At 62.8% G+C, this 12,835-nt stretch carries 11 protein-coding genes; 7 read left to right on the top strand and 4 right to left on the bottom strand.

The window, feature by feature from the left end; all coding sequences use genetic code 11:
• Positions 1 to 42: 42 nt before the first annotated feature.
• On the bottom strand, positions 43 to 201 hold the full coding sequence (locus tag GJW30_RS22715) for an antitoxin PaaA2 family protein (protein ID WP_157746760.1): 159 nt from the start codon (positions 199 to 201) through the stop codon (positions 43 to 45).
• Positions 202 to 205: 4 nt separating this feature from the next.
• On the bottom strand, positions 206 to 997 hold the full coding sequence (xth, locus tag GJW30_RS14315; RefSeq protein ID WP_096356449.1) for an exodeoxyribonuclease III: 792 nt from the start codon (positions 995 to 997) through the stop codon (positions 206 to 208).
• A gap of 218 nt (positions 998 to 1,215) precedes the next feature.
• Between xth and GJW30_RS14320 the strand changes: the two genes are divergently transcribed.
• From GJW30_RS14320 to GJW30_RS14330, 3 genes are all read left to right on the top strand, one after another.
• Positions 1,216 to 2,352, top strand: coding sequence for an efflux RND transporter periplasmic adaptor subunit (locus GJW30_RS14320; RefSeq protein WP_096356451.1), 1,137 nt, complete (start codon positions 1,216 to 1,218; stop codon positions 2,350 to 2,352).
• Between the two features lie 6 nt (positions 2,353 to 2,358).
• Positions 2,359 to 5,493 carry an efflux RND transporter permease subunit gene (locus GJW30_RS14325; protein ID WP_096356453.1) on the top strand — a complete coding sequence of 1,045 codons (3,135 nt, stop codon included), beginning with the start codon at positions 2,359 to 2,361 and terminating at the stop codon, positions 5,491 to 5,493.
• Positions 5,494 to 5,595: 102 nt separating this feature from the next.
• Positions 5,596 to 6,555 carry a tripartite tricarboxylate transporter substrate binding protein gene (locus GJW30_RS14330; RefSeq protein WP_096356455.1) on the top strand — a complete coding sequence of 320 codons (960 nt, stop codon included), beginning with the start codon at positions 5,596 to 5,598 and terminating at the stop codon, positions 6,553 to 6,555.
• A gap of 17 nt (positions 6,556 to 6,572) precedes the next feature.
• Here the strand turns inward: GJW30_RS14330 and GJW30_RS14335 are convergent, their stop codons facing one another.
• Both GJW30_RS14335 and erpA read right to left on the bottom strand, forming a co-directional pair.
• The gene (locus GJW30_RS14335; RefSeq protein ID WP_096356457.1) at positions 6,573 to 6,989 is read right to left on the bottom strand and encodes an OsmC family protein; all 417 of its coding nucleotides are present in this window, start codon (positions 6,987 to 6,989) and stop codon (positions 6,573 to 6,575) included.
• 9 nt (positions 6,990 to 6,998) lie between these two features.
• Positions 6,999 to 7,325: an iron-sulfur cluster insertion protein ErpA gene (gene erpA / locus GJW30_RS14340; RefSeq protein WP_096358842.1), complete on the bottom strand. Its 327-nt coding sequence runs from the start codon at positions 7,323 to 7,325 to the stop codon at positions 6,999 to 7,001.
• 98 nt (positions 7,326 to 7,423) lie between these two features.
• Between erpA and GJW30_RS14345 the strand changes: the two genes are divergently transcribed.
• The 4 genes from GJW30_RS14345 (at position 7,424) to nagZ (ending at position 12,817) form a co-directional block, all read left to right on the top strand.
• On the top strand, positions 7,424 to 8,623 hold the full coding sequence (locus GJW30_RS14345; protein WP_096356459.1) for a deoxyguanosinetriphosphate triphosphohydrolase: 1,200 nt from the start codon (positions 7,424 to 7,426) through the stop codon (positions 8,621 to 8,623).
• A gap of 30 nt (positions 8,624 to 8,653) precedes the next feature.
• On the top strand, positions 8,654 to 10,444 hold the full coding sequence (gene argS / locus GJW30_RS14350; RefSeq protein ID WP_096356461.1) for an arginine--tRNA ligase: 1,791 nt from the start codon (positions 8,654 to 8,656) through the stop codon (positions 10,442 to 10,444).
• Positions 10,445 to 10,526: 82 nt separating this feature from the next.
• Positions 10,527 to 11,765: an SPOR domain-containing protein gene (locus GJW30_RS14355; protein WP_096356463.1), complete on the top strand. Its 1,239-nt coding sequence runs from the start codon at positions 10,527 to 10,529 to the stop codon at positions 11,763 to 11,765.
• A 47-nt stretch (positions 11,766 to 11,812) separates the two neighbouring features.
• Positions 11,813 to 12,817, top strand: coding sequence for a beta-N-acetylhexosaminidase (nagZ, locus tag GJW30_RS14360; RefSeq protein WP_096356465.1), 1,005 nt, complete (start codon positions 11,813 to 11,815; stop codon positions 12,815 to 12,817).
• Positions 12,818 to 12,835: the final 18 nt, after the last annotated feature.

The following is a 12,835-nucleotide window of genomic DNA, read 5'->3' on the forward strand; positions in this document are numbered from 1 at the left end:
CGAGACAAGGTTAGGCCGGCTGCGCAGACCTGTCGCTCCTCGCTATGACGGATTTTTCTCAGCGCGCTTTTCCTCGCGCTTTCTGTCAATCAGCCGCTGGACCTCTTCCATCACGATGTGATGCGGAATAGGGGGCCTATCGTCCGCAAGCGCTTCCGCAACTTTGGCGGCAAACCATATATCGTAGTCGCTCTTCGTCATGTCTCTACCTCGCCGCGATCGCCAGTTCCGCCCACACCGGCACGTGATCCGACGGCTTCTCGCGGCCGCGCATGTGCTTATCGATGCCAGTCGCGGTTAGACGATCGGCGGCCTGCGGCGAGAGCAGCAGGTGGTCGATGCGGATGCCCTTGTTCTTCTGCCAGGCGCCGGCCTGATAATCCCAGAAGCTGTAGAGCCCGGCCTCGTCGGTCGTCGCACGCACGGCCTCCGTGAGCCCGAGGTCGATCAACGCCCGGAAACGCTCGCGCGTGTCCGGTAGGAACAGCGCGTCATCGACCCAAGCCTCGGGATTGGCCGCATCCCGCGCATCAGGGATCACGTTGTAGTCACCCGCGAGCACGAGCGGCTCCTCGAGCGTCAGCCGCTCCGCCGCGTATGACGCGAGTCGTTCCATCCAGCGCAACTTGTACGGATACTTTTCGGTCCCGGCCGGATTGCCATTCGGCAGATAAATCGACGCGACTCGGATGACGCCTTCGCTGGTCGAGACCACCGCTTCGAGGAAGCGCGCGTGATCGTCCGTGTCGTCGCCCGGTAAACCCATTGTGACCTGGTCGAACGGGTAGCGGGACAGCACCGCCACGCCATTGAACGTCTTCTGTCCGTGGAAGGCGACATTGTAGCCCGCCGCCTCGATTTCCAGGCGTGGAAAGGCCTCGTCCTGGCACTTCGTCTCCTGCAAGCAGACGATGTCCGGCTGGGTCTCCCGCAACCATGTGACGAGATGATCAAGCCGCTGCTTGATCGAGTTAACGTTCCAGGTCGCGATCCGCATCGAAAGGTCCGGTTTTTGCTTGGGGATTCGGGCTGACTTTAAGGGCCGGGGCCGTTGCCGCAAGCCCGCTAAGCATTAACGTCGTTTAACATGCAAACTGCTTTGAATTCTGCTAGGAGTAATTTGACTGTGCTAGGTCAGACGGCGGATGGGAACCCCGCGCATTACCCCTCAGGAGAACTCCAAGGGGATAAGAAGGAGCCGAGAACCGGCACTCAATGGCTAGACTGAAATGGATCATAGGTGGCGTAGCCGTGCTCGCCGCCGTAACGGTCGGCGTGCAGAAGCGAGAGCTCTGGTGGCCGGGCAACGCGGTTGCGCAGGCGCCGCAGGCACCTCAACAACGAGTCGTCCCCGTCGAAACCGCTGTCGCTCTGAAAGAGCAGGTTCCGGTGCAGTATGACGCGCTCGGCACCGTGATGCCGTTTGCCAGCGTCGCGATCAAACCGCGTGTCGATACCGAAATCGTCGGCGTCCACTTCACGGACGGCTCCTCGGTGAAAGAGGGCGATCTCCTCTTCACGCTCGATAGCCGCGCTATCGATGCGCAGATCGCTCAAGCCGAAGGCGTGCTGACGCGCGATAAGGCATCGCTCGAACAAGCCGAGCGCGACATCAAGCGCTACACACAACTTCTGGCGAGTAACGCGGGCACCAAGGTGAGCCTCGAAAACGCGCAGACGCAAGCCGGCGTGCTGCGCGGGACGATCAAGTCCGACGAGGCAACGATCGAAAATCTCCGCGTGCAAAAGAGCTATACGGAGATCCGCGCGACCATCAACGGCCGCATGAGCGCCGCCAACGTGAAGGTCGGCAACTTCGTGCGTCAGGCGGACCTGACGCCGCTCGCCACCATCAACCAGATCAAGCCGGTCTACGTCGTCTTCGGCGTGCCGCAGCGCGCGCTGCCGGACGTGCGCCAGGCGATGATCGCGAAGGCCGGCACGATCGAAGCCGCGATCCCGGGCGAGCGTGAGCCGGTGATCGGCCAGCTCGCGATGATCGACAACACGGTCGATCCGACCACCGGCATGATCAACATCCGCGCCCGCATGAACAACGAGTCCGAGTCGCTATGGCCCGGCACCCTCGTCAACGTGACGCTCTCGGTGCGCGACGAGCCCGGCGTGACCGTGCCGTCGCAGGCGGTGCAAGTCAGCCAAGCCGGGTCGTTCGTCTTCGTCGTGAAGGATGGCGCGTCGGTGTCTCAGCCCGTCAAGGTTGGGCGCACGGTCGACGGCAAGTCGGTCATCTATGAAGGCCTGAATGGTGGCGAGACCGTCGTGATCGACGGGCAGCTCCAGCTCGCCAACGGAACCAAGGTACAGCCGCGTCAACGCCGCGCAGGGACTTAGACCAGCATGAACTTATCGGAGATGTGCATCCGACGTCCCGTGATGACGACGCTCATCACGGCTTCGCTGATTGTCTTCGGTATTTTCGGTTACAGACTGCTCGCCGTTGCGGCGCTGCCCCGCGTTGACTTCCCAACCATCGAAATCACCGCGACGCTGCCGGGCGCCAGTCCGGAAACGATGGCGGCGTCCGTGGCGTCGCCGATCGAGCGGCAACTGTCGGTCATCGCCGGCATTTCGTCGATGACGTCGTCGTCCTCACTCGGCATCGCGCGCATCACGATCCAGTTCGATCTCGGCCGCGACATCGACGGCGCGGCGCTCGACGTACAGAGCGCGCTATCCGTCGCGCAACGGCGACTACCGATCGAAATGACGATCCCGCCGAGCTTCCGGAAAGTGAATCCGGGTGACGCGCCTGTTTTGTTCATTTCGCTCGCCTCCGACACGCTCCCGTTATCGAAGGTCAACGAATACGCCGACATCACGCTTGGCCAGCAGATTTCGCAGATTAGCGGCGTCGCGCAGGTGTTGATTTACGGCGCGCAGAAATTCGCGGTCCGTATTCAGGTCGACTCCGAAGCCGCGGCTGCCCGCAACCTGACACTCGACGACATTCGAACCGCTGTGTCCCGCGCCAACTCAAGTGCGCCCGTCGGCACCATTCAGGGGCCACGGCAGAACACGACGATTACTGCGACAGGCCAGCTCGAAAAGGCCGCGGACTACCGAAATGTCGTTGTCGCCTGGCGCAACGGTGTGCCGATCAAACTCGCCGAAGTCGCCAACGTCTACGACAGCGTCGAAGAGAACAAGATCGCGACCTGGTTCAATGACAAGCGCGCCATCATGCTGGCGATCCAACGCCAGCCGGACGCCAATACGGTCGAAGTCGTCGATCTGATCAAAAAGCGGCTACCGGCGTTCCGCGCACAGCTTCCGCCGTCCATCCAGATGGACGTCATGATGGATCGCTCTCAGTCGATCCGCGACGCCGTGTGGGACGTGCAGGAGACGCTCCTCATCGCCATAGCGCTCGTCGTGATGGTCATCTTCCTCTTCCTGCGTAAATTCACCGCGACGCTGATACCGACACTGGCAGTGCCGATCTCGCTCGTTGCGACTTGCGCGGCGATGTATGCGTTCGGTTTCTCGATCAACAACATGACGCTGCTTGCGCTGACGCTGTCGGTCGGCTTCGTCGTCGACGACGCCATCGTCATGCTCGAAAACATCGTGCGTCACGTCGAAGGCGGCATGCGTCCGTTCGAAGCGGCGCTCAAGGGCGCCAAGGAAATCGGCTTTACGATCGTCTCCATTACCTTCTCGCTGATCGCCGTGTTCATTCCGGTGCTGCTGATGGGCGGCATCGTCGGCCGCATCTTCCGCGAATTCGCCGTCACAATTTCGATGGCGATCATTATCTCGGGCTTCGTCTCGCTGACGTTGACGCCAATGCTCTGCGCGCGTCTTCTCAAGGCGCACGACGAGGACGATCACAAGAAGCCGAACGTCATCCTGCGCGCTTTCGAGGCCGGCTTCGCCGGCATGCTCAAAGCCTACGAATGGACGCTGGACGTTGCGTTGCGCTTCAAGATCGTGACGCTGCTGATCACCTTCGTGACGCTCGGTCTCACCGTCTATCTCTACATGGTGATCCCAAAGGGATTCTTCCCGCGCGAAGACATCGGCTTCATTATCGCTTCAACCGAAGCTGCGACCGATACGTCTTTCGACGCAATGACGGTGCGCCAGAAGCAGGTCGCCGACATCGTCGGAGCCGATCCTGCTGTCGCTTATTTCAACTCGACGGTCGGCGCCGGCGGACCGAACAACACCGGCAATCTCGGCCGTATGTTCATTGCGCTGAAGCCGAAGAAAGAACGCGAGGACATCACGACGGTGATCCGGCGGCTCAACCGCAACGTTGCTGCCGTCACGGGTATCGGCACGGTGTTCCGCCCGGTCCAGAACATCAACGTCGGCGGCCGCATCTCGAAGGGCGAGTATCAATACACGCTGCAGTCCAGCGACTCCGAGGCGCTGTATGCCCTTGCGCCGAAGCTGCGCGAGGAGATCGCGAAGCTGCCGTCGGTACGCGACGTCGATATCGATCTCTACATCAAGAACCCGCAAATGACGGTCGACGTCGATCGTGAGAAGGCGGGTGTCTACGGCATCACCATCGATGCAGTGCGCCAGGCGCTGTTCAACGCCTACGGCACGCGCCAGATCGGTACGATCTACACGCCGACCAACGACTACCGCATCATCATGGAAACGGATCCGAAGTATCAGTCGGATCCCTCGTCGCTCTCGCGTCTCTTCCTGAAGACGCAGGATGGTCGTTCGATCCCGCTCGACACCATCGCGACGTTGCGTCCGTCGGTTGGTCCGCTCTCGGTCAATCATCAAGGCCAGCAGCCGTCGGTGACGATCTCGTACAACCTCGCGCCCGGTTTCTCGCTCGGCGAGGCGAACGACGCGATCGAGCAGATCGCGCGCAATGCGAATTTGCCGCTTACCATCGTGGCAGGTTTCCAAGGCACCGCGCAGGTGTTCGACGACGCGAAGAAGGGGCAGATCGTGCTCGTCCTCGCGGCGATCTTTGCCGCTTACGTGATCCTTGGCATTCTGTACGAGAGCTTCATCCACCCGATCACGATTTTGTCGGGCTTGCCCTCGGCCGGTATCGGTGCCGTGCTCACGCTGATGCTGTTCAAGATGGATCTCTCGGTCATCGCGATGATCGGCATCGTGATGCTCGTCGGCATCGTGAAGAAAAACGCGATCATGATGGTCGACTTCGCGATCGAACGAAGAAGTGTCGGCATTGGACCTGAGCCCGCGATCCGCGAAGCGTGTCTGCTGCGCTTCCGCCCGATCATGATGACGACATTTGCCGCTATCTTCGGCGCGCTGCCTATCGCACTCGGTGCCGGCGCTGGCGCTGAATTGCGTCAACCGCTTGGTATCGCGGTTGTCGGCGGCCTGTTGGTGTCGCAATTGCTGACGCTCTACATCACGCCGGTGGTCTATCTGTACCTCGACCGCGTCGATCGGATGCTCAAGCGTCATCTCGAGCCGCAGCACGAAGAAGCCGAAACCGCGGAAGCGCCGCGCGCCGTCGCAGCCGAGTAGAGCTTTCTGCACGGCCGCCGATGTGGCGCGACGCTTGCTTATGAGCGATGGATGGGTTTGGCTGCTTGCTGCCGAATCCGAAGCCCCCGCAAGAGGTGTGCGATGCGACGTCAGCTTCTTCTCGGTCTTGCCGCGCTCGCTTTCGCTGCAACGACGGCAAATGCCCAGAACTATCCGGACAAGCCGATCCGCGTGATCATTCCGTTCGGCGCCGGAAGCGCGACGGATCTCATTCCGCGCATCGTGCTCGAACAAGTATCGAAGCAGATCGGCCAGCCTATCGTCGTCGAAAATCGCGGCGGGGCAGGCGGCACCATCGGCGCGACGCAGGTCGCGCGCGCGGATCCGGACGGCTACACGCTGCTCGCAACGTCATCCGCGCACACGATCGCGCCGGCGCTGCACAGCTTGCTCTACGATGCGGCGGGTGATTTCGCTGGCGTCGGACTGATGGGTTCGTCGCCGAGCGTGATGATCATTTCACCCGACAAGGGCTTCAAGAAGGTGCAGGACTTCGTCGCCGCGGCGAAAGCGAAGCCTGAGGCATTCAGCTTCGCGACCGTCGGCGTCGGCTCCGCCGTGCACTTGAGCGCCGAGCGCTTCCGCTACAGTGCGGGTTACAAAGCGCTGCACATCCCGTTCAAAGGCGGCTCCGAAGCGATCACCGAAGTGATCGCAGGCCGCGTCGATTATTACTTCTGCCCGATCTCGACCGCGCTGCCGTTCATTCGCGAAGGCAAACTGCTCGGCCTCGTTGTGTCGAGCCCGAAGCGTTCGTCGGTCTTGCCGGACGTACCGACGACGCTCGAACTCGGCTATGCGGATTCCGACTACACGTCTTGGATCGGCTTGCTTGCCCCGGCGAAAACGCCGCGTCCGATCATCGACCGTCTTGCCAAGGAAATTGCCGAAGCGGTGAAATCGCCGGCCGTGCAGGAGCGCTTCAAGCAACTCGGCGTCGAACCGCTCCCGATGTCGCCGCAGGAGATCGACGCGCGGCTCAAGGATGAAGTCGTGCGCTTCACCGAGTTCGCCAAAAAAACTGGGATGAAAACGAACTAAACCGGGATGAAAACGAACTAACCTTCGCGCACTTCGAACGAATGCTCCATCTTCGCGACTTGCGCGAACATGATCGACGCCGAGCAGTACTTGTCGCGCGAAAGATCGACGGCGCGCTTCACGGCGTCGTCCGACAGCCCGCGTCCCGACACGGTGAAATGCAGCTTGATATGCGTGAAGACCTTCGGTTCCGTCGGCGCGCGCTCCGCATCGATCGCGACTTCGCAGCCCGTCACGTCGTGACGCCCGCGCTTCAGAATATGCACGACGTCGAATGCCGTGCAGCCGCCGAGCCCGACGAGCAGCATTTCTATCGGCCGTCCGCCGAGATTGCGGCCGCCCATCTCGGGCGCGCCATCCATGGTGACGCGATGACCTGAGCCGGTCTCGGCCTCGAAGCTGACGCCGTCGGTCCAGCGAACTGTCGTTTTCATCGGAGAAACTTAAAGCGAGAAGCTCGTTCCGCAGCCGCACGAAGCGGTCGCGTTCGGATTGATGATCTTGAACGACGAGCCGATCAGATCGTCGACGAAATCGATCTCGGAATTGGCGAGATACTGCGACGACACCGAGTCGATCAGCACGACCGCGCCGTTGCGCTCGATGACGATGTCGTCCTCGGCTTTCTCGCGCTCCATGTCGAACTTGTACTGGAAGCCCGAGCAGCCGCCGCCTTCGACGCTGACGCGCAGCATCGTGCCGTCTGGCTCGCCCTTGAGGATTTGCCCGATCCGGGTGGCAGCGCGTTCAGAGACTTGTATTGAAGTCATCGTAAACATCTCCCGCGCCGCAGATTCGCGAGTTGCGAGGGCGCGTGCCTGATAGTTAGGTGCGGCGCGGCATCGGGTCAACGGAGCGGATAGCAGCTATGGCGGTGGATTCGGGGCGGGAGAGGGCGCCGTACGCACTGCACCCCCGCGAAAGCCGCGGTCGACGGTATCCGGAAACCGAAAGCCCGGCGCGCAACGTCTTCCGACGCGATTGTGACCGCATTATCCATTCGGCTGCTTTCCGCCGCCTGAAGCACAAGACGCAGGTTTTCGTCGTCCACGAGGGCGACCACTACCGGACCCGTCTCACGCACACGCTCGAAGTCACCCAGATCGCACGGTCGCTCTCGCGCGCGCTTGGCCTCGACGAAGATCTCGCCGAAGCGCTCGCGCTCGCGCACGATCTCGGCCATCCGCCGTTCGGCCACGCCGGCGAGCGCGCCCTTGACGAGCAGCTTCGGCCCTTCGGCGGCTTCGATCACAATGCGCAGTCGCTGCGCGTCGTCACCGAGCTCGAGCGTCGCTATGCGGCCTTCGACGGCCTCAACCTCACTTACGAGACGATCGAGGGGCTGCTCAAGCACAACGGCCCGCTGACGTCGCCGGATGGCGCGCCGGTCGAGCGCTATGCGCACGGCATCCCGGCGCCGATGGCGACGATTGCGGATCAATACGCAATTCCGCTCGGCACCTATGGCTCCGCCGAAGCACAAGCCGCTGCGGTAGCGGACGATATCGCTTACGACGCGCACGACATCGACGACGGCTTGCGCGCCGAACTCTTCACTATCGACGACCTGAAAACAGTGCCGTTGCTTGGCGACATCCTCGCCGAGATCGCGCAGCGTCACGGCAATCTCGATCCGCCGCGCCAGGCACACGAGCTCGTGCGCCGCCTCATCACGCGCATGGTCGAAGACGTTGTCAGCGCATCCAACGCGCGCCTGATCGAGACCGCACCGGCGACACCTCATGCTGTACGCGATGTCGGGAAGCTTCTCGTCGGCTTCTCGCCCGCGATGCAGGAGGCCGACCGCGAGATCAAAGGTTTTCTGTTTCCACGCATGTATCGCCACGAGCGCGTCATGCAGGTAATGCTCGAAGCCACGCAGGTCGTCAGCGATCTGTTCGTTTTGCTCTCGCGAGAGCCTAGCCGAATGCCTGAAGAGTGGCGCGAAGGCCTCGAGACCGAGGCTAAAACGGCGCGCCGCGTCGGCGATTTTATCGCCGGAATGACGGACAATTTCGCATTAACCGAGCACGCGCGCTTTTTTGACTCGACACCTGATTTGCGTTAGCGGCCAGCATTCCAGCACCGAGTTTGATGAATGACAGCGCCTGCCGCCCATCTGTTTGCCCGCGTTCTAGCCTCCGTTCAGACCGTTTTGCGCGGCCTGAGCGATAGCGGGCGTCTGCCGGCCGGTCTTGATCTGTCGCGCGTTCTTGTCGAACCGCCGCGCGATGCGACCCATGGCGACATGGCGACCAACGCCGCGATGGTGCTTGCGAAGGAAGCCAAGCAGAAGCCGCGCGATCTCGCCGAAGCAATCGCCGAAGGTCTGCGCGCCGATCCGATGATCGAGAAGGTCGAGATCGCCGGGCCTGGCTTCATCAACCTCACGCTGCATCGTGCGTTGTGGCTCGACGAATTGAAGGCCGCGCTCGACGCCGGCGAAAGCTACGGCCGCAGCGGTCTCGGAGCAGGGCGCAAGGTCAACGTCGAATACGTCTCGGCAAACCCGACCGGCCCGATGCATGTCGGTCACTGCCGCGGCGCCGTGTTCGGCGATGCGCTTGCGACCTTGCTCGACGTCACCGGTCACGACGTGACACGCGAATACTACATCAACGATGCCGGCGCGCAGGTCGACGTGCTCGCGCGTTCCGCGTTCCTGCGCTACCGCGAAGCGCTCGGTGAGACCATCGGCGACATTCCGGAAGGGCTTTACCCCGGCGATTATCTCAAGCCGGTCGGCGAAGCGCTGAAGGCCGAATACGGCGACAAGCTCCGCAACCAGCCGGAAGCCGAATGGCTGCCGATCGTCCGCGCGAAATCCATCGCCATGATGATGGACATGATCCGCGACGATCTCGCGGCGCTGGGCGTGAAGCACGACGTCTTCTTCTCGGAGCGCACGCTCGCGGAAGGTAACGGCGGCCAGATCGCCGCGACGATCGACGAGCTGCGCCGCGACGACAAAGTCTACATGGGCCGCCTGCCGCCGCCGAAGGGGGCGCCGGTCGACGACTACGAGGATCGCGAGCAGCTCCTGTTCCGCTCGACCCAGCATGGCGACGACGTCGACCGTCCTCTCGCGAAGTCGGACGGCACCCACACTTATTTCGCCGCCGACATCGCCTACCATCGCTCGAAGTTCGAGCGCGGCTTCTCCGAGATTATCGACGTCTGGGGCGCCGACCACTTCGGTTACATCAAGCGCATGCAGGCCGCCGTCGCCGCCATCACGGGTGGTAAGGCGACACTGGACGTCAAGATCGTCCAACTGGTCCGGCTGCTACGCAACGGCGAGCTCGTTCGCATGTCGAAGCGCTCCGGCGACATCGTGACGCTGCGCGAAGTGCTCGACGAAGTCGGCCGCGACGCCGTCCGCTTCATGATGCTGTACCGGAAAAACGATGCGGTTCTCGACTTCGACCTCGCCAAGGTGATCGAGCAGTCGCGCGACAACCCGGTCTTTTACGTTCAGTACGGCCACGCGCGTTGTCAGTCGATTTTCCGCAACGCCGCCTCCGAAGGCGCGAAAGACCTGCCGTCCGACGCTGAAGCGCGGCGGAAGTTTCTTGCCGGCGCCGCCTTCGATCGCCTTGAGGATGAGGGAGAAATCGGCCTCATCAAGCTGCTCGGCCAATACCCGCGCGTGCTCGAATCGGCGGCCTTGGCGCATGAGCCGCACCGCGTCGCCTTCTACCTTTACGAATTGGCGACGGCGTTCAACGCCCAATATACACGTGGAAATGCTGCGCCTCATTTACGCTTCATTATCCTAGATGATCCAATAATAACGATAGCGAGACTTGCACTCGTGCAGGGGGTCGCTACCGTGCTGGCATCTGGGCTTTCATTGCTCGGGGTTGCGGCACCGGTGGAGATGCGGTGATCGATCGGTTCCGTCCACGCTGCGTATCGCGTGTGTCGGGTAGGCTAGCCGGGAGATCCTTAAACCGAAGGCAGTGTGTGTTATGGCCACCCAGGGCAATCAACGTTTGCAGCAGGATTTCGCGGCAGACCAGGCTTCCGGTAACAAGGACCCGCTCGCAGAGCTGGCGCGCTTGATCGGACAAAACAACGGTTACACGAACGTGCGGCAGGCATCTCAGCCCGCCGCCCAGCAGGCCGCTCCCGAGCCGGCCGCTTATGCGCCGCCTCCGGCGCAAACCCGTTACCAGCAACCGACGCATGATTTGCGCGGCAGCTACGACGCCGGAGCTCAATCGTCGGCCGTCCAGAAATCGGTCGCACCGCGCTACGCGACGCCAGTCGCCGCGACGCCGGTCGCAGCCGCTCCGGCTACCGCTCAAGCTCAGCCCGTGCAGCCGCAGCAGTATGCGGATCAGCATTACGCCGACGAGCACTATGCCGAACAGCATTACGATCCGGCCTACGACACCGGCTACGACCAGGAATACATCCCGGAAGAGCCGAAGAAGAAGCGCGGCCTGCAACTCGTCGCTGCCGCCGTCGGTCTCTGCGTGATCGGCGCCGCCGGCGCTTACGCTTATCGCTCGATGGGTCCGACGATCTCGGGTCCGCCGCCGGTCATCAAGGCCAGCGATCAGCCGAACAAGGTCGCCGGCACGCCGCAGCAGCGCGAGCCGGTTTCGACAACGACTTACAATCGCGCGGGCAACGGCAATCAGCCGGAGCGCATGATGACGCGCGAAGAAACCCCGATGGACATCAAGGCCGGCACGCAAGCCGCGCCGCGCACCGTCGGCAGCATTCCGGCAGCTCCCGCCGCACAGTCGACCGGCATGACGCCGCCGCCGCCGGCCGCCGAGCCGAAGAAGGTCAAGACCGAGCGTATCCTGCCGAACGGCCCCGTGACGGGTCCGTCGACCGGCCCGCGTTCGGACACGACGAAGCCGGCTCCGGTCCGAACCGCTTCGATCGCTCCGGTCGTCGCCGCAACGCCGCCGTCCTCGGCAGCGGTTGCTGCTCCGTCGCCGACCGGCGGTCACGTCGTCCAGATCTCGTCGCAGAAGTCGGAAGGCGATGCCAAGTCGTCGTATAAATCGCTGCAGGCGAAGTATCCGTCGGTTCTCGCCGGCAAGTCGCCGCTGATTCGCAAGGCGGACCTTGGCGAGAAGGGCACCGTCTACCGCGTTCAGTTGGGCCCGTTCGCTTCGGCCACTCAGGCCACAGAACTGTGCACAAACCTGAAGGCTGCCGGTGGGCAGTGCATTGTCCAGAAGAATTAAGTAACAGCGCCTTGACCCGCGCATGATGCGCGGGCAATCCGGCAGGTATGCCGCGCGCTTTCATCACCGGTTGCATCAGTCACGCTCTGACCCCGTCAGAGCGTGACTTTTTGCGTGATACGGACCCGTGGGGTCTGATCCTGTTCAAGCGCAACGTCGAGACTCCCGACCAAGTCCGTGCGCTGGTTGACTCTTTTCGCCAAATCGTCGGCCGCGACGACGCTCCGGTCCTGATCGACCAGGAAGGCGGCCGCGTGCAGCGCCTGGGCCCGCCGCATTGGCCGGCCTATCCGGCCGGCGGGCTCTTCGGCAAACTCCATGCCCTCGACGCGAACGCCGGGCTGACTGCCGCACGTCTCGGTGCGCGCCTCATCGCGGAAGACTTGGCGGCGCTGGGGATCACGGTCGACTGCCTGCCGGTCGCCGACGTTCCGCAGGCCGGGTCCACGCAGGCGATCGGCAATCGCGCTTACGGCGAGGATGCCGCGACCGTTGCGGCGATCGCGGGCGCCGTCGCCGAGGGCTTGATGGAGGGCGGTGTGTTGCCGGTCGTGAAGCATATGCCGGGTCACGGTCGCGCCGTCGTCGATAGTCATGAGAAACTTCCGGTCGTCGAAGCGGACCGCGCGACGCTGTCGGCAACCGATTTCGCTGCGTTCAAGCCCCTCAACAATCTGCCGCTCGGCATGACGGGCCATATCGTCTTCACGGACATCGATCCGGACGCTCCGGCGACGCAGTCGAAGACTGTCATCGACGATGTCATCCGGCGCGAGATCGGCTTCACCGGTGCTCTGATGACGGACGATCTCTCGATGAAGGCGCTGGCGGGCGATTTCGCCGAGCGCACGCGCGCATCGCTGGCGGCCGGCTGCGACCTCGCGCTCCACTGCAATGGCGACATGGCCGAGATGATCGCTGTCGCGAGTGCGGCGCCGATCCTCGCCGGCGAGGCGCTGCGCCGTACCGAACTAGCGCTAGACGCGCGCAAAGGCCCGGGGACAATCGATGTGGCGGAAGCGCGAGCGCGCTTTTCCGCTATGATCGGTTAGGGCGAATCAGTCAGGTGA

This window comes from Variibacter gotjawalensis (genome assembly GCF_002355335.1).
In the GTDB taxonomy this organism is placed as follows: Bacteria; Pseudomonadota; Alphaproteobacteria; order Rhizobiales; family Xanthobacteraceae; genus Variibacter; species Variibacter gotjawalensis.

Excerpts from the sequence above, each read along its gene's own strand:
- argS (WP_096356461.1), top strand. The coding sequence starts at position 8,654 with ATGACAGCGCCTGCCGCCCATCTGTTTGCCCGCGTTCTAGCCTCCGTT.
- erpA (WP_096358842.1), bottom strand. The coding sequence starts at position 7,325 with ATGACTTCAATACAAGTCTCTGAACGCGCTGCCACCCGGATCGGGCAA.
- GJW30_RS14345 (WP_096356459.1), top strand. The coding sequence starts at position 7,424 with ATGGCGGTGGATTCGGGGCGGGAGAGGGCGCCGTACGCACTGCACCCC.
- GJW30_RS14330 (WP_096356455.1), top strand. The coding sequence starts at position 5,596 with ATGCGACGTCAGCTTCTTCTCGGTCTTGCCGCGCTCGCTTTCGCTGCA.
- nagZ (WP_096356465.1), top strand. The coding sequence starts at position 11,813 with ATGCCGCGCGCTTTCATCACCGGTTGCATCAGTCACGCTCTGACCCCG.
- GJW30_RS14320 (WP_096356451.1), top strand. The coding sequence starts at position 1,216 with ATGGCTAGACTGAAATGGATCATAGGTGGCGTAGCCGTGCTCGCCGCC.
- xth (WP_096356449.1), bottom strand. The coding sequence starts at position 997 with ATGCGGATCGCGACCTGGAACGTTAACTCGATCAAGCAGCGGCTTGAT.
- GJW30_RS14325 (WP_096356453.1), top strand. The coding sequence starts at position 2,359 with ATGAACTTATCGGAGATGTGCATCCGACGTCCCGTGATGACGACGCTC.
- GJW30_RS22715 (WP_157746760.1), bottom strand. The coding sequence starts at position 201 with ATGACGAAGAGCGACTACGATATATGGTTTGCCGCCAAAGTTGCGGAA.
- GJW30_RS14335 (WP_096356457.1), bottom strand. The coding sequence starts at position 6,989 with ATGAAAACGACAGTTCGCTGGACCGACGGCGTCAGCTTCGAGGCCGAG.
- GJW30_RS14355 (WP_096356463.1), top strand. The coding sequence starts at position 10,527 with ATGGCCACCCAGGGCAATCAACGTTTGCAGCAGGATTTCGCGGCAGAC.